Here is a 16,654-nt window from a genome sequence, read left to right on the forward strand (position 1 = left end):
GTGCCGGAGCTTTAGCTCCGGAGCCCCGGAAGTCAGCCCCTGATCAGCTTGACGATGTGCGCGCTGACCTTGAGCAGGCGATAGCGCGCGTTTTGCACGCGGGTGCGTGCGCGGCTGTGGAGCTCGCGGCCGATGGCCAGCGGTATGAGCGCGGCAGAGGTGGCCGCAAAGATAAGAGCGAGACCGGCGTAGAAGAGTTGCTCTCGGATGCGACCCATGCTCACTCGATTGGCCGCGACCGCACAAGCGGCCTTCACCGGATGAAATGCCCGCTCGGCGCACACTGCGCGTAAACGGCCTGCCCGATGCGGGCGCGCTTCGCGACGCGGCGGCGTGCGTGGCCGGCGGCGGCATTCTCATTTTTCCCACCGATACCGTGTACGGCATCGGTTGCGATCCCGACGACTTCCAAGCGGTCGCCGCGATTTTCTCCGCCAAGCGCAGAGCGGCGCATAAGCCGCTTGCCGTACATGTCGCCGAGCCGGACGAGGCGCGATTGTTCGCGCGCGTGCTGACCGTGGCCGCTGAGAGGCTCATGCACACGCTGTGGCCCGGTCCGCTGGCGATCGTCGTCGAGCGAGCGCCCGGTCGTGCCGCAGCCGCTGCATGCGATGGAGCGACGCTTTCGCTGCGCTGCCCTGACGACGCCGCATGCGCGAGCATTTTGCGTGCGACCGGTCCGCTTGCTGCGACGTCCGCGAACTTTTCGGGGAAAGCAGCGTTTACAGGAAAGAGTGAAGATGAGAGCATGCTGCCCGACGCCGACCTCGCGATCATCACAGGTCCGACTCGCGGCGGCCGAGAAAGCACCGTCCTCGATTGCACGAGCAATGCCGTCCGGGTGCTCCGCCACGGAGCACTTGAAGAAGCGCAGATTTCACGCGCCCTCGCAGGCTGCGAGGGCGTTTCGTTGGTGACGTAGACTGATTTTCAAAAAGATCCACTACCGGTTCGCTTCCGCAGTGTTGCTCGCGCTGACGGTCGTTGCGGCGCCTGCGGTCGCCGATATCGGCAGCGTTCGCATCGGCCGTTTCACGGTGGAGTTCAGCAGCGCGAACCTCAACCTCAAGAGCGGCGATTTCACCATCACCGGCGGACTCAAAGGCCACAGCAGCGACGGCGACTTCAGCGCCGACCGCGCCTTCGGGAATCGCGAGCGCAAGCAGATAACGTTGGTGGGTCACGTCGTCGCGCACCGGCACGGCGCGGGTTTTGGATCCCAACCCGTCGTCCTGACGAGCGATACGGCGGAAATCGATGAGAACCTGCGCCGCTACAGCGCGTCGGGAAACGTTCTAGCGGTCGAGGGCGCTCGCTCGATGAGCGCCGCGCGCATCACCATGGACGACGCCTCTCACCTCGTCACCTTGAGCGGCGGAGTGCACGTGTCTCAGCCGCCGGGAAACACGGTCGACACCGACACGATCGTGTATCATGACGACACCGGCGACATCATCATCCCGGGTCCGCTGCGCGGCTCGTCATCAGATGCCGACTTCCGCGCTGACCGCGCGCTCGGGAATCTCTCGCGCGACGAGCTGACGCTCATCGGGAACGTGGTCGCGCATACCAGCGGCGGCGGCAAGCCCGGCGAGGAGACGCAGCCGCTCACGGTACAAGCCGACCAAGTGCGCATGGAATCGGCCGTCAAACGATTCAGCGCCATCGGGCACGTGCGCGTCACCCAAGAGGGAAAGCCGGCGCCCGGCGCCACCACGACCGGTGCGCGAACGCTTGAGACCGAGAACGTCACGTACAATACCGACAGTGGCGACATCAAGGCTCCGGGCGAAGTGCGCGGTGAAGTCGACCAAGGCGCCTTTCGCGCCGATTCGGTCAGCGGCAACACGCGAACCCAGGAGTTCGATCTCGTCGGTCACGTCAAGGTGACGCGTACGCGCGCGACGGCCAAGAAGGCCTCGGCCTCAAAGCCCGTGACGTTGACGGCCGATCGCCTGCACGTCGCGCAGCGCAAGAAGCTCTACCTCGCGACCGGCAACGTCAAACTGATCCAAACCGATCGAACTATCGGCGCGCCGAGGATGACGCTCAATGACGTCAGCCACGTGGCGACCCTGACCGGTGGAGTCCACGCCGCGCAGGCGCCTGATCGCGTCGCCGACACCTCCCAGGTGAGCTATCACACCGATTCAGGCGATTTCGTGGTGCCGACCGAAATCACCGGGCACTCGAAGACCGACACGTTTCGCGCGGACCGCGCTTTCGGCAACGCCGCCAAGAACGTCTACACCCTGGAGGGCCATGTCAAACTCCAGCGCAGCGGCGGATTCGGCCAGGCTGACAGCTCGAGGCAGGCGACCGCGCTCGAGTGCGAGCGCTTTCGCATCGACGCCGCGGCCAAGATCTATACGGCCACCGGAAGCCCGAAGCTGACGCAGGGCCAACGCACGCTCAGCGGGCAGATCATCACGCTCGATGACAATACGCATCTGGTCCACGTCACGGGCGGAGCACATGCCGAACAGCCGCCCAACAGAAAATTCGATGCGCCGGAACTTGTCTACGACACCCAGACCGACAACTTCAAAGCGGTCGGAGGCGTGACCGTCACGTTCCCGGTGCAGCGCGCAACGCCGACGCCCACGCCCACTCCGGCGCCCAAGGGAAAGAAGGGCGCCACGCCGGCATCGTCTGCGACGCCCGCGCCGTCGCCGACGGCAGCCGCTACTTCGTCACCCTCTCGATAGCGGTGAGGTCGCGCACATCTTGCGGCTGCGGGGCCCCGTTGTGAAACGAGAAGTTGCCGACGAACGGCCTTTGCACTTTCATCCAGGATCGCGACTTTGAGATGTCGGCAGCGCCGTCGAGCATGAAGAACGCCATCTTGACGCGCTGCGCTCCGACCGCGCCGGTTCCGGGCATTTTGTACGCCGAGTAGCGCGCCTTGTAGAAGGCGACGACCTGTTCGAACGAATCGGTGCTCGTCCAGACCCCTACGTGCGTACCCGGCGCCAGCTTCTCCGCCTGTTTGGCCGAGGCCACATCGGGTTTGGAATGAGGATAGGGGACGAAGCTTTTGGCGGCTGCCAACGCAGCGGCCGGCAAGAGCGCGCATAGAACCAAAGCGGCAAGTAAACGCATGACGTCCTCCTCGGATGGTTATGGTTCGAAAATAGTCCGGTCTTTCAATGCATCGGGCAGATGCTGCTGTTCGACGACGGCGCCTTCGAAATCATGCGCGTATTTGTAATCTTTGCCGTAGCCGAGCTTCTTCATGAGATTCGTGGCGGCATTGCGAAGGTGCAGCGGCACGGGCAACGTGCCCGTTTCTTCGATAGCCTCGACCGCCTTGGCGTACGCGCGAAGGCCCGAGTTGCTCTTGGGCGCGAGCGCGAGATAGAGCGTCGCCTCGACCAGCGGCAGCATCGCCTCAGGCATGCCGATCGCGTGCGTGGCGTAGTGCGCTCCAGTCGCGACCTGCAAGGCCTGCGGATCCGCTAAGCCGACGTCTTCGGCGGCGAGAATCACGATGCGGCGAGCGAGGAACATCGGGTCCTCGCCCGCCTCGAGCATCCGCGCGAGCCAATACACGGCTGCGTGCGGGTCGCTGCCGCGAACCGACTTGATGAACGCCGAGATGAGATCGTAATGCTCGTCGCCCGCCCGATCGTAGCGCAGCGCGCGGCGCTGCATGGCCTCTTCGACGTCGTGGGCGTTCAGCAGCGTGGCGCCGCGACCGGCGGCGATCTCGACGGCGAGCTCCAACGCGTTCAAGCCCGAGCGCGCATCGCCGTCCGCCAACGCGATCAAACGCGCGCGCGCGTCGGGATCGAGCGTGACTAGGCCGGCCAGCCCACGGACTGGATCGGCGATCGCGCGATCCACGATCGTGCCGATCTCTTGATCCGTCAGCGCTTTCAAGACGAACACGCGGCTGCGCGACAGTAGCGCGTTGATGACCTCGAACGACGGATTCTCCGTCGTGGCGCCGATGAGCGTGATGTCGCCCCGCTCGACGTGCGGCAGCACCGCGTCCTGCTGCGCTTTGTTGAAGCGGTGGATCTCGTCGATGAACGCGATGGTCTGCCCGCGGCCGGCCGAGCGCGCACGCTTCGCATCGGCCACGATGCGCCGCAGATCGGCGACGCCTGCGGTGACCGCGGACAAACCGACGAAACGGGAGCGCACCGCCGCGGCGATCACGCGCGCGAGCGTCGTCTTGCCGCTGCCGGGCGGTCCCCACAGGATCATCGAGGGGATCTTTCCTTGCGCGACGGCTGCGCGCAACGCCGTGCCTTGCCCTACGATGTGCTCTTGGCCGACGAATTCTTCGAGCGTACGCGGGCGCATGCGCGCGGCGAGCGGCGCGCCCGGCGGGAGCGGCTCATCGCGCTCGCCGAACGGCGCGTCGATCGGAAACAGCGCAGGTTCATCGGACATCGTCAGCAGGGCTTCGCGCGCAGGCGCTCCAGACCCCGCGGCGAAGCGTGGTCAAGCGACCCGGAGACTAAGCTTGAAGACGGTTTATCTGGACAACGCAGCCACTACCGCCGTGCGCCCGGAAGCGCTCGAGTCGATGCTGCCGTTGCTGCGCGGCGATTTCGCCAACCCCTCGAGCGCGCACGCGAGCGGACAGCGCGCGCGCAACGCTCTCGATCAAGCGCGCCTAAAAACCGCTCGCGCGCTAGGCGCCGCCCCCAAAGAGATCGTGTTCACCGGCGGCGGCTCCGAAGCGGTTTGCTTGGCGCTTTTCGGCATCGTCGAAGCGCATGGGGTTCAGCGTCTCATCACGAGCGCGATCGAGCACCATGCCGTGCTGCACGCGGCGGATGCGTTGCGCGAGCGAGGCGTGATCGTCAGCGTGTTGCCGGTGAATCGCGATGGGTTTGTCGAGGTGGGAACGCTGGAGCAAGCGCTCGATGAGGGCACGTCTCCACCAACGCTCGTCAGCATCATGCACGCCAACAATGAGATCGGTACCATTCAAGACGTGAACGCGCTCGCGAAGCTGGCGCACGCGCGCGGAGCGTTTTTCCATACCGATGCCGTTCAAAGCGTGGGCCATATCGAATTGGACGTCCGTGCGCTCGGCGTCGATGCGCTTTCGCTCAGCGCGCACAAATTCGAGGGGCCGAAAGGCGTCGGCGCTCTTTACGTGCGCGAGGGCATGCGCGTCACGCCGCGTGTCTATGGCGGCGGCCAAGAGAGCGGCATGCGCGCGGGCACCGAAAATGTCGCCGGCATCGCCGGCCTTGCGGTCGCGCTTGACCTCGCGGTTCAAGAGCTCGCGAGCGAGCGGCCGCGCATCGAGGCGCTGCGCGATCGGCTCATCGACGGAGTGCTCAAGAGCATTCCCGGCGCGGCTCTCAACGGATCCCGCGAGCGGCGCCTTCCGAACAACGCGAATCTTCGCTTCGATCGCATCGAAGCCCACACGCTGGTACTGGGTCTCGACGTCGCGGGTTTCGAAGCTTCGACCGGAAGCGCGTGCACGTCCGGGTCGCTTGACCCCTCGCACGTGTTGACCGCGATCGGCACCTCGGGTCCGGCGGCGCGGGGCGCGCTTCGCTTTTCGCTCGGTCGCCAAACACAACCCCAAGACATCGACCGTTTACTCGACGTCCTGCCGGGTATCATAAGTAAGTTGCGTGCGCTCTCTCCGGTCCTCACCGTCGCCGGTTAGCCGTGGGGCAGGCAGGTAGCCGCCCCTCCAAGAATCAGTCAAGCCCTCGGAGGCCTGAACCGACGTCGTGACCTCACAAGACTTCATGTGGCTTGCCATCGGGCTAGCCAGCCTCATCATCGCGGGAGCGCTTGCTTTCGCGTTGGTCCGCTTCGCAGCGGTGCTCGGTCGTGCCGACGAAGCGCTCGGCAAAGCCGAGGAGAAGCTGGACAAACTCGAACCGCAGCTGACGCAAGCCCTCGGGCATGTCAGCGGCATCGCGGCCAACGTGGACACGATGGTCGGACGCGTGAACAAGATCACCGAGGTCGCAGAAAAAACCGTCGGCGTCGTCGCGAAGACCGCCGACGCCGCGCAACAAACCATCACGCCCGCGGTCGTCCGCTTCGTCGGGGTTCTGGCCGGGGTAAGCGAAGGTGCGCGGGCATTTTTCAGCTCGCGACAGAAAAACGGACCGACGAGCAAGCCCGGCCCAACGAAATCGCCGGGCGCTTCACGGACGGATTCAGGAGAATAGGACAATGGATAACGATCGCACAAGCTCCGGCATCGGCTTTCTTTCCGGGTTGGTGCTCGGCGCGTTCGCCGGCGCGATTCTCGCAATCGTGCTGACGCCGCAGAGCGGTCAGGAAACTCGTGATTTGATCATGGGGAAGGCGCAGGAAGCGAAGGGCAAGGCTCTCGATATGGCGTCCGACCTCAAGGATCTCGCCAACGATCTGGCCGAGGATCTACGCAAACAAGCCGATGATCTGGCCAAAAAGACCCGCGACACGTACGAAACGGCGCGCACGCGCGTGAACGACGCGCTGCAGACCGGCAAGAACGCCGCCAAGTCGAAAATCGACGATCTGAAGAATGGCTAATCACGTGGACATCGCCGTCAACGTCCGCTCGGTGCCGGGCAAAGACGACGTGCGCGTCGTCGATCTCAACGGCGAGATCGACGTGTACACGTCGCCGAAGGTCAAGGAGACCATCACCGAGCTCATCGACCAGGGTCACTACGCGCTCGTGATCAACCTCGAGAACGTCCGGTATATCGACTCGACCGGCCTCGGCGTGCTCATCGGCGGGCTCAAGCGCGTGCGCGAGCACAGCGGAACGGTGAACCTGGTCTGCACCAATCCGCAGATCAAGAAGATATTCGACATCACGGGATTGGTGAAGATCTTCGGCATCTACGATTCCGAGGCAGCCGCCACCGAGGCGTCATGATCTCACCCGAAATCCAAGGCGAATCGCCGAGCGTCATCGAGCTCCGGATGCCGAGCAAAGCGGAGTGGGTACGAGTCGCGCGGCTTGCGATCGCAGGCATCGCGAGCCGACTGAATTTCACGATCGAAGAAGTCGAGGACCTCAAGCTGGCGGTCGCCGAGGCATACACGAATTGCATCCAGCACGCGGCAGAAAGCGATGATGTTCGCATCCTGTGCGAGGTGCTGCCTGACCGTTTGACCATCACGGTCGAGGACCACGGCAAAGGATTCGACGGGCGGCCGGCAGCCGCCGCGGTCGAAGAGCCGAAGGTCGGCGGGCTCGGCGTTTTTCTCATCCGCAGCTTGATGGATGAGGTGAGCTACGCGGTTGATCCCGCGGCCGGCACGAGGCTCACCATGGTCAAACACCTGCGGAAATAAGGAGCGATGGACGCAACCTCGCGCACGGGTTACGACCAGCGCTTTGACCGGGAACGCGTACGCGCGCTGTTCGCCGAGTACACGAAGAGTCGCCAGTCCGCCCCGCGCGACGAGCTCGTCGTGCTCCACCTCAACCTGGTGCGCTACCTCGCCTCTCGATTCGCCAACCGCGGCGAGGCGCTCGAGGATCTGATCCAAGTAGGGACGTTGGGCCTCATCAAGGCGATCGATCGCTTCGATACCGGTCGCGGCGTCGAGTTCACCACCTACGCGACGCCGACCGTCATCGGCGAGATCAAACGCTACTTCCGCGATAAAGGCTGGGCGGTGAAAGTGCCGCGCCGGCTGCAGGAATTGAACCTGGCGGTGAACCGGAAGCTCGACTCGCTTTCCACATCGCTCGGACGATCGCCGACGGTGAATGATCTCGCGACGGCGTTGGGCGCCACCGATGAAGAGATCATCGAGGCGCAGGAACTGGGGCAGGTCTACAACCTGCTGTCGCTCGATTCGGAGCTGGCGAGCGAGGGTGACAAGAAATCGGCCACCCTGCTGGACTATCTGGGCGCCGAAGATCCCGAGTTGGCGATGCTGGAAGACAAGGCGCTGCTCGAGCGGGCCTTCACCGTGCTCGACCGGCGCGAACGCATCATCCTCTATCTTCGATACTTCGAGAACGTGTCGCAATCGGAGATCGCTGCGCGGCTGAACGTCTCGCAGATGCATGTGTCGCGGCTGCAGCAGCGCGCGCTCGAGAAGATGAAGCGCTGGCTGCAAGACGCCTGAAGGCCTAGAAGAGTAGCCGCCCCGACGCTGAAATCCCCACCGTAGCGACATGAAATCCCAGGACATACGGCGGTCCTTCGTCGACTTTTTCGAACGCAAGGACCACAAGCATGCGCCCGGCGCGACGCTCATCCCCGATGAGATGTCGACGACGTTGTTCACGATCGCCGGGATGGAACAATTCGTGCCCGCCTTCCTGGGCGACGTCTCCCCGCCCGCGCCCCGCGTCGTCACCGTGCAGCGCTGCCTGCGCGTCGCCGGCGGCAAGAACGACATCGAAAACGTAGGACGCAGCGGGCGGCACGGCACGTTCCTCGAGATGCTCGGCAACTTCTCGTTCGGCGATTACTATAAGCGTGAAGCGATCGCGTGGGCGTGGGAGTACTTGACCGAAACACTGAGGCTGCCGGCCGAACGGATTCACGCCACGGTGTACGTGGATGACGATGAGGCCGCGGAGATCTGGCATCGCGACATCGGACTTCCGAACGAGCGCATCAAACGCTTCCGCGAAGACAATTTTTGGGATATGGGGCCGACCGGTCCGTGCGGACCGTGCTCCGAGATATTCTACGACCTAGGACCCGAGGCCGGTTGTGGCAAGCCGACGTGCGGTCCGGGATGCGAGCATTGCGATCGTCACGTCGAATTCTGGAACCTGGTCTTCCAGCAGTACGATCGCGACACCGCCGGCGCGCTGCATCCGCTGCCCAAGAAGTGCATCGACACCGGCATGGGCTTCGAGCGCCTGTGCATGATCCTGGCCGGCAAGACCTCCATCTTCGATACGGATCTCTATCAGGGCATCATCGCAGCCCTGCCGCCGATTTCGGAGCGTCGCGCACCCGCTGCCGAACAAGACGTGCATCGGCGCATCATCGCTGACCACGCCCGGGCTGCGACGTTCCTGGTCGCGGACGGCGTCGCGCCGAGCAACACGGAGCGGGGCTACGTCCTGCGCTTCCTCACGCGCCGCGCGATACGAAGCGGCAGGCTGCTCGGCTTCGCGGACGGATTTCTGTCCGCGCTGGTGCCCGCCGTCATCAGCAGCTTGGTCGATGGGTACCCGGAATTGCGCGCCGAGGACGAGCGCATCATGCGCGTGCTGCAGGCCGAAGAGCATCAATTCGGCGCGACGCTGGCGCGCGGCTCCGCGCGCCTGCTCGAGCGGCTCGAGGAGCTCAAGAAGAAGAAGGCCGGCGAACTGCCGGGCGCCGACGCGTTCGAATTGTACGACACGTTCGGCTTTCCGGTGGACCTCACGCGCGAGATCGCTGCCGAAAGCGGCATCAAGATCGACATGGCAGGTTACCGTGCCGCCATGGAAGCGCAGCGCGAGCGTGCCCGCCAGGACGCGCGGACCAAGCGCGCCGACTTGAACGTGAAGGGAGACCAGGCTGATCTGTCTGAGACGACGAGCTTCGTCGGCTACGAGAGTCTCGAAGCGAAATCGCCGATCGCGGCGCTGCTCGACAAACGGGGCGAGCCGATCGCGCGCTTGGAAAGCGGCCAGGAAGGCGTGGTCGTGCTCGCGCGCACGCCATTCTACGCCGAACGCGGCGGCCAGATGGGCGATCGCGGCGTCATCGCGCGGACGGGCGCCAGTTTCGACGTGCACGACGCCCAGTACCGCGACAAATCCCATGCGCACGTCTTGCACAAGGGCCGCGTCACGGCGGGCGAACTGTCGGTCGGCGACGAGGTCGACGCGATCGTCGATCCGCACTGGCGCCGCGAGATCCGAAGGCATCACACGGTCACGCACTTGCTCCAGCGCGCCTTGAAGGACGCAGTGGGCGACGCGGTCGCGCAGCGGGGCAGCGCGGTGTTTCCGGATCGCACGCGCTTCGATTTCGACTCGCCCGTCGGCGCGCTCTCGAAGCAGCAGCGCGCTGATGTGGCGTCGCGCGTCAACGACCTGATCCGACGCGACTTCCACATCAACGAGACGACTCTGCCGTTCGCCGAGGCGATCGCGCGCGGCGCGATATATATGAAGGGCGAGCACTACGGCGACATGGTGCGCGTCGTGCAATTCGGACCCAGCGTGGAGCTGTGCGGGGGCACGCACGTCGGCTCCACTGGGGAGATCGGGCATTTCGTCCTGCTCGCGGAATCGGCCATCGGTGCCGGCATCCGGCGCGTCGAGGGCCTCGTGTCCGAAGCGGCTGACCGCTACGATAGCAAGCTGCGAGAGACGATCGAGGAGGTGGGCTCGACGTTGTCGACAACACCGGAGCAACTTCCCGATGCCGTCGCCCGCTTGACGCAGCGCCAGCGCGACTTGGAACACAGACTTGCTGCGCTGAGCACGCGGTTGGCGGCCGGAAAAGCCGCAGAACATATCGCAGACGCAAAGGAAGCGGACGGCATCGCCTACCTCACGGTTCGCTCAAGCGGCGATGACGGCGTGGGTCCGCGCGAACTCGCAGACTCGATCCGGGCCAGCTGGCCAAGCGGCGTGCTCGCCGTAGGCGGCGCCGCCGACAGCAACGCCTCGCTGATCGTCACGGTCAGCCCCGACCTCGTGAAAAAAGGCGTCTCGGCTAAGGTCCTGCTCGCGGCCATCATCGGCTTCGTCGACGGCAAGGGTGGCGGTTCACCGGCGATCGCGCAAGGCGCGGGCAAGAATCCGGCGGGTCTGGATGCCGCGCTAGCCGCACTGCCGGACGCGATCAGAAAGTCCCGTGGGAAGACCTAAGCGGGACCTTATGGTCCTGCTGGTGCTGATGCTCTTACCGGCACTTGCCGCGGCAGCGCCCCTGACGCCGGCGCTCGCGCTCGCGAGCTATCAGGCCGCGATGTCGAACCTGCGAAAGCCCCAGAACGTGGTTTTCGAATACGTGCAAACGCGCAGCGGTCCGCATCGCATCATCACCGAGATCCATCGCGTATACCGCGATCAATCAGGCGACGAGCGCAACGAGACGATTTCGGTCAACGGCTCAAAGGTCGCTCCGCCGATAACGCACACCTATCATGCCCGGCCGTGGCCGTACGACGCCGACAAGTTCGCCGCCATGCCCGGCGAGTACGATCTCACCCCCAACGGCAGGGGCCTCGTGTCGGGGAAATCCGTTTACGCATACATCGCAAAGCGGCGCGCGCCGGCGAGCTTCTCGATCGAAGCGCTGTATCTCGCGGTCGAGAGCGGTCTGCCCGTGCGCGCGCGCTTTGCGGTGAGGGGCCCGACCTGCAGCGGTCATGGGTCCATCGATTTCGGCGCATTCGGGTCGTACTGGCTGCCGGTGAGCGTGGCCGTCGGATGCGGCTCGCTTCAAGCCGCTGCGTTGACGGGGACGCCTGAGCCGACGCAATATCGCGAAACGCTCAAGTTCAGCAACTACAGTTTCCCAGCCCTGATGCCCCAAGAGATATTCAACCCGTGAACCGCTGGACCGGGCTGATCTACGTCGCGGCGGTTTTTGTTTTCGCGCTTGCCGCATATCTGGCGTCGTCGGGCGGGGCGGACACGCTCTACAACAACTACGTGCGTCTCGCGGACGCGTGGCTGCACGGCCGCGTTTGGGTGAACTACGCCGGGCCCGGCATCGATGCACTGCGCTACCAAGGTCATCTCTACATCATCGAAGCGCCGCTGCCCGCGCTTCTCGTGTTGCCGCTGGTCGCCATATTCGGACTCGGCGCAAACCAGGCGCTCGTGTGCGTGTTTTGCGGCGCGGCCGCGGTCGCCGCGGCGTACGTGATGCTCGGAAGGCTGGGCGTCTCGCAATCCGTGCATGTCTGGGTGTTGGCGTTCTTCGCGTTCGGCACCGGCCTGTGGTGGTGCACCGCATTCGGCGCGGTGTGGATGTTCGCGCACGTCGCGGGCGTGATGTTCGCGATGTTCGGCCTGGTCGAGTGGTACGGAAAACGCAGAGCATGGCTGCTCGGGCTGCTGTTATCGTGCATGGCGCTGTGCCGTTTCCCCATGGCGATCGCGGCCCTGCCGTTCCTGGCATGGCTGCTCCAGGAGACGCCGTCGCGCGAGCGCTTGCGCGTGCTGGCGGGAGCCGTAGCCGGTGCGCTGCCGCTCTTCGCGCTCTATGTGGTCTACAACGAACTGCGCTGGCACACCGCGTTCGACATCGGCTACACGAATTGGTACCATTTAGACCCAGCCGGACATCCGACCGGGAGTCCGTTCGGCGTGCAGTACCTGCCGCTGAATCTGTATAGCTTCTTCTTGCTGGCGCCGGCGTACGCGCAACATTTCCCGTGGTTCGTCCCCACCGGGATCGGCGTCGCGCTGACTTTCACGAGTCCAGGCATGGCTTTGGCCTTCTTCGCGCCGCTACGCAACCGCGAAGCCATCTGGTTGTGGGTCGCCGTGCTGCTCACGTGGCTACCCTCACTGCTTTACTACGTGAACGGCGCCGAACAATTCGGCATGCGCCACAGCCTGGATTTCCTGCCGTTTCTGCTGCCCCTGGTCGCGCGAGGCCTCGAACATCGGCCCTCCGTCTTCGCGTACTCCCTGATCGTGCTGTCGATCGCCGTCAATGCCTGGGGTCTGTGGTACTCGTGGGCGTTTCACGGTTTCACGGTGGTGCCGCGCCGGTGAAAGAGCCGGCGTTCTCAACGCGCAGCGCCATCGTCTTCGCGGCGGCGTTCCTGGGATATTTCCTGCTATCGCGCAACGATCACACCGCGTACAACAATTTCGTGCTGCTCGCCGATGCCTGGCTGCACGGGCACGTGTGGATCGCCAAACCGGAATCGTGGATCGATGCGCTGCCGTATAACGGGCACTGGTACATCATCAATGTGCCGATCCCGGCCGTGCTGCTGCTGCCGCTCGTCGCCGTCTACGGCGCGAACGCGAATCAGACGATCGTCAGCGTGCTGTGCGGCGCCATCGCGGTGGCCGCGGCCGACGTGACGTTCGGGCGGATGGGAGTGAGCGCGTTCTGGCGCGGTCGCCTGACGCTGTTCTTCGCCTTGGGAACCGTGTTGTGGTGGTGCGCGGCGAACGGCGCCGTTTGGATGTACGCGCATGTGGTCGCCGTCATGTTCGCGATGCTGGCGCTCGCCGAATGGTACGGCCGGCGCAGGCCGTGGCTTCTCGGGATTCTGCTCGCATGCGCCGTCTACTCGCGTTTCCCGATGGTGCTTGCGGTGCCGCCGCTGCTCGTGTGGCTGTGGTTGTCCGCGCCGGCGGAGCGCCGCTGGCGCGACCTCGCCTCATTCGCCTACGGTTTCGTCCCGTTCGTGGCGGCGTCGCTGGGCTACAATTATCTGCGCTACGGCTCGGTGATGGACGTCGGCTACACTCTGTTCTACCACATGGATGCGGTGGGCGGCGGCGGCAAGCAGTACTGCACGTCGTGCACGTACACCGGGTCGCCGACCGGCAGTCCGTTCGCGCTGCAGTTCCTCGCGAAGAATCTCTACAGCTTTTTCATGCTGCCCCCGCAGCTCATCGATCAAGCCCCGTATTTCCAACTGACCGGCCAGGGCGTCGCGCTCACCTTCACGAGCCCTTTGCTCTTCCTGGCGCTGGCCGCGCCGGTGCGAAAGATCGAATCGATCGTGATGTGGGCCGCGGCGTTGCTGGTCGCGGTGCCCTCGCTCCTCTATTACTTGAACGGCTGCGAGCAATTCGGCATGCGTCACAGCCTGGACTTCACGCCGTTCTTGATGGTGCTGCTCGCCCGCGGCGTCGAGCGCGTGCCGCTGCTCCTCTCGCTCGTGCTGTTGGCATACTCGCTGGCTGCCAATCTGTTCGGCATGATCCATCCGTTCACGCCGGTCCCCTGCGGCTAAGGCTTAAGATTGTGTTAAGCACGAGCGAACAGAGGGGGCGTGCGCCTGGTTCAGCGAACGCGTGCGAGTAGATGACCGACCAGCGGGCCGCGCCATCGGCCAAGATCCTCGTCGTCGACGACGAGGCGACGATACTCCAGACGCTGCGCTTCAATCTCGAAAAAAACGGCTATGCTGTGTGCACCGCCGGTGACGGGCGGAAGGCGTTGAGCGTTGCTGAATTGGAGAAGCCGGACCTGATCGTCTTGGACATCATGCTGCCGGAGCTTGACGGCATCGAGGTCTGCCGCGAGATCCGCAAACGCTCGAGCGCGCCCGTGCTCATGCTCACCGCCAAAGATCAAGAGATCGACAAGGTGCTCGCGCTCGAGATCGGCGCGGACGACTACATCACCAAGCCGTTTTCGATCTACGAGCTGTTGGCGCGCATCAAGGCGCATCTGCGCCGGATGCAAGCGACGCAGCAGCCTTCGGAGACCGCAGTGCTGCGCGGCGGCGAGGTCGAGCTCGACGCCGGCCGTCACCGCGTGACCAAACGCGGGCAAGCGGTCGAACTCGCTCCCAAAGAGTTCCGCCTGCTTCAAGTGCTGCTCGAGAACAAGGGCCGCGTCGTGACCCGGCAAGCGATGCTCGATCGCGTCTGGGGATTTGATTTCTACGGTGATCTGCAGACCGTCAACGTGCACATCCGCTGGCTGCGCGAAAAAATAGAGGACGACCCGAGCTCCCCGAAGCACATCCAAACCGTGCGCAGTCGCGGTTATCTCTTCAGGGAGTAGGCGCCGCTCTTACCGAGATCATGTCATTCCTCTTTGATCCGTTTCGCCGGAGCCGAGCCGAACAAACGGCTTCGCCGGTGAACCCTCCCGCCTCCGAAGCCGAGTTACTTGCGAACGCGCTCGCCGATCGCTTCGACGCGCTGGTGGAGGCGCTTCCGGTGGGCGTCATCGTGGTCGGCGCCAAGGGGCAAGTGCGGGTCTTCAATCAGGCTGCCGCTGAGATTTTCGGCGTCGCCCGCGAGCGCGCGCTCGCGCGCTCGCTCATCGAGAGCGTGCGCAGCTTCGAACTCGATCGCCGTTTGACGGCAGCTTTGCGCGACGGGACGGAACAGACCGCGGAACTCGAGTACGTGGCAGGCGTGGAACGTCGGATGGAGGTGACGACGCGCCCGCTGCGCAGCCCGAACGGACCGCGCGAGGCGGTCGCGGTCATCACCGACATCACCCGTGTCCGCGAACTGGAAGCGATCCGCCGAGATTTCGTGTCCAATGTCTCGCACGAGCTGCGCACTCCGCTGACCTCGGTGAAGATCATCGTCGAAACGCTGCAGGCCGGGGTCAACGCGGGTGTGCAGAAGGAATTTCTCGCGAACATCGCGCGCGAGACGGATCGCATGATCGCGCTGGTCGAGGATCTGCTGCGACTCGCCAAAATAGAAAGCGGCGCGATCGAGCGGCCTTTCGAGGCGGTGGACTTGGCCGAGCTGTGCCGCGAAGTCGTCGACATGCAAGCGCCGCGAGCTCTTGCTCTCAACGTCGACCTGCGCCTGATCGCGCCGCCGAATCCCGTCATCGTTTCGGGCGACCGAGACAAACTCGTCCAAGTCGTCGTCAACCTGCTCGACAACGCGTTGCGCATCGTGCCCAGCGGCGGCAAGATCGAGGTGGCGATCCACGGCGAGCCTCAATACGCGGAGCTCACCGTCGAAGACAATGGGCCCGGTATCCCGTCCGCGGCCCTGCCGCACATCTTCGAGCGGTTCTACGTCGTCGAGCGCTCGCGCTCGCGCGTCTCCGCGGGCACGGGTCTCGGCCTTGCGATCGTGAAACACATCATGGAGCAACATGGGGGCTCCGTCACAGCGGAGAGCGAGCTCGGAGTCGGCACGACCTTCCGCTGCCGCTTCAGGAAATCTTAACCGGTCGTAAGGCGTTGCCCAGAATGGTTTACAAACGGGCCGCACAGGCCTATAATTGTAGCGTTGTGAGCCAGCCTCGGAGTATGTAGCGTTCCGAGCGGAGCTCGGAAGAAGAGAGGTACCTTTTTCATTGGGTCGCGAAAGTTTTCATAGGATCCTCGATGAGACGCAGCAAGACGTGCTGCGTCTGGGCAGCCTCGTCGAAGAGGCCATCGCCCGAGCCGTCGATGCGTTGACGCGTTCCGACGTCAAGCTGGCCGAAGAGATCATAGAGGCCGATGACATCATCGACGACCTCAACGTCCGCATCGAGACGAATTGCCTGAATCTGCTGGCGCTGCAGCAGCCCATGGCCTCCGATCTGCGCACGATCGCGGCCATGCTCGACATCATCATCGATCTCGAGCGCATCGGCGATCACGCCTGCGACATCGCCAGGATCACGAAGAACCTTGCGAACGAGCCGCAACTCAAACCGTTCATCGACATCCCGCGCATGGCGAGCAAAGCGCGCGAGATGCTGCGCGAATCGCTTGACGCGTTCGCCAATCATGACGCCAGCATCGCGCACAAAGTGCCTGAGAAAGATGACGAGGTCGACCGGCTCTACCGCAACGTCTTCAAAGAGCTGATCGGGTTCATGGCCAAGGATCCCAAGGCCATCAACGTCGGCAGCAATCTCATTTTGGTCGCCCTGTATCTCGAGCGCATCGCAGACCACGCGACCAACGTCTGTGAGCGCGTCGTATATATGGTCGAGGGGGTTCCGAAGAACCTCAAGCGCTCCGTGGTCGAGATCAACGAGGCGATCGCCCGCAGCGACGCCATCCTGCAGGCCGGCAAGGCCGAGAGCGAAACCGCCGCCTCGTAGAAATCTCCTTAACCCGTTCTTAAGGCCGT

The 16,654-nt window shown here is 64.3% G+C and carries 18 protein-coding genes; 15 read left to right on the forward strand and 3 right to left on the reverse strand.

What is annotated here, in order from left to right:
- Positions 1–32: 32 nt before the first annotated feature.
- Positions 33–218, reverse strand: coding sequence for a hypothetical protein (locus VN934_00125; protein HXM17196.1), 186 nt, complete (start codon positions 216–218; stop codon positions 33–35).
- Between the two features lie 47 nt (positions 219–265).
- On the opposite strand from VN934_00125, the gene VN934_00130 reads away from it, so the two are divergent.
- Together VN934_00130 and lptC are read left to right on the forward strand one after the other, a co-directional pair.
- Positions 266–922, forward strand: coding sequence for an L-threonylcarbamoyladenylate synthase (locus VN934_00130; GenBank protein ID HXM17197.1), 657 nt, complete (start codon positions 266–268; stop codon positions 920–922).
- 43 nt (positions 923–965) lie between these two features.
- Positions 966–2,708: an LPS export ABC transporter periplasmic protein LptC gene (gene lptC, locus VN934_00135; protein HXM17198.1), complete on the forward strand. Its 1,743-nt coding sequence runs from the start codon at positions 966–968 to the stop codon at positions 2,706–2,708.
- Here lptC and VN934_00140 read toward each other — a convergent pair.
- A complete protein-coding gene (locus tag VN934_00140) occupies positions 2,686–3,102 on the reverse strand; it encodes a hypothetical protein (GenBank protein HXM17199.1) in 417 nt (138 codons plus the stop codon). The two genes, lptC and VN934_00140, sit on opposite strands and share 23 nt — an antisense overlap.
- 18 nt (positions 3,103–3,120) lie before the next feature.
- Positions 3,121–4,401: a replication-associated recombination protein A gene (locus VN934_00145; protein ID HXM17200.1), complete on the reverse strand. Its 1,281-nt coding sequence runs from the start codon at positions 4,399–4,401 to the stop codon at positions 3,121–3,123.
- 73 nt (positions 4,402–4,474) lie between these two features.
- Between VN934_00145 and VN934_00150 the strand changes: the two genes are divergently transcribed.
- The 13 genes from VN934_00150 (at position 4,475) to phoU (ending at position 16,625) form a co-directional block, all read left to right on the forward strand.
- Positions 4,475–5,644 (forward strand): cysteine desulfurase family protein, encoded by a 1,170-nt coding sequence (locus VN934_00150; GenBank protein HXM17201.1) that lies wholly within the window; start codon positions 4,475–4,477, stop codon positions 5,642–5,644.
- 67 nt (positions 5,645–5,711) lie between these two features.
- A complete protein-coding gene (locus tag VN934_00155) occupies positions 5,712–6,161 on the forward strand; it encodes a hypothetical protein (protein ID HXM17202.1) in 450 nt (149 codons plus the stop codon).
- A 4-nt stretch (positions 6,162–6,165) separates the two neighbouring features.
- The gene (locus tag VN934_00160; protein HXM17203.1) at positions 6,166–6,510 is read left to right on the forward strand and encodes a YtxH domain-containing protein; all 345 of its coding nucleotides are present in this window, start codon (positions 6,166–6,168) and stop codon (positions 6,508–6,510) included.
- A complete protein-coding gene (locus VN934_00165; protein ID HXM17204.1) occupies positions 6,503–6,862 on the forward strand; it encodes an STAS domain-containing protein in 360 nt (119 codons plus the stop codon). The genes VN934_00160 and VN934_00165 overlap by 8 nt, the downstream gene beginning before the upstream one ends.
- Positions 6,859–7,284, forward strand: coding sequence for an ATP-binding protein (locus VN934_00170; GenBank protein ID HXM17205.1), 426 nt, complete (start codon positions 6,859–6,861; stop codon positions 7,282–7,284). Before VN934_00165 ends, VN934_00170 begins: the two co-directional genes overlap by 4 nt.
- A 6-nt stretch (positions 7,285–7,290) precedes the next feature.
- Positions 7,291–8,070, forward strand: coding sequence for a SigB/SigF/SigG family RNA polymerase sigma factor (locus tag VN934_00175; GenBank protein ID HXM17206.1), 780 nt, complete (start codon positions 7,291–7,293; stop codon positions 8,068–8,070).
- 49 nt (positions 8,071–8,119) lie between these two features.
- Entirely contained in the window at positions 8,120–10,771 is a 2,652-nt protein-coding gene (gene alaS, locus VN934_00180) for an alanine--tRNA ligase (GenBank protein HXM17207.1), read from the forward strand.
- Between the two features lie 10 nt (positions 10,772–10,781).
- Positions 10,782–11,459, forward strand: a complete 678-nt coding sequence (locus tag VN934_00185) for a hypothetical protein (protein ID HXM17208.1) — start codon at positions 10,782–10,784, stop codon at positions 11,457–11,459.
- Positions 11,456–12,634 (forward strand): hypothetical protein, encoded by a 1,179-nt coding sequence (locus VN934_00190; protein ID HXM17209.1) that lies wholly within the window; start codon positions 11,456–11,458, stop codon positions 12,632–12,634. Before VN934_00185 ends, VN934_00190 begins: the two co-directional genes overlap by 4 nt.
- Entirely contained in the window at positions 12,631–13,836 is a 1,206-nt protein-coding gene (locus VN934_00195; protein HXM17210.1) for a hypothetical protein, read from the forward strand. The genes VN934_00190 and VN934_00195 overlap by 4 nt, the downstream gene beginning before the upstream one ends.
- Before the next feature lie 71 nt (positions 13,837–13,907).
- A complete protein-coding gene (locus tag VN934_00200; protein ID HXM17211.1) occupies positions 13,908–14,615 on the forward strand; it encodes a response regulator transcription factor in 708 nt (235 codons plus the stop codon).
- A 20-nt stretch (positions 14,616–14,635) separates the two neighbouring features.
- Entirely contained in the window at positions 14,636–15,754 is a 1,119-nt protein-coding gene (locus VN934_00205) for an ATP-binding protein (protein HXM17212.1), read from the forward strand.
- 130 nt (positions 15,755–15,884) lie between these two features.
- Positions 15,885–16,625: a phosphate signaling complex protein PhoU gene (phoU, locus tag VN934_00210; GenBank protein ID HXM17213.1), complete on the forward strand. Its 741-nt coding sequence runs from the start codon at positions 15,885–15,887 to the stop codon at positions 16,623–16,625.
- The last annotated feature ends 29 nt before the right edge of the window (positions 16,626–16,654 follow it).

The organism is Candidatus Tumulicola sp. (assembly GCA_035601835.1).
In the GTDB taxonomy this organism is placed as follows: Bacteria; Vulcanimicrobiota; Vulcanimicrobiia; order Eremiobacterales; family Eremiobacteraceae; genus DATNNM01.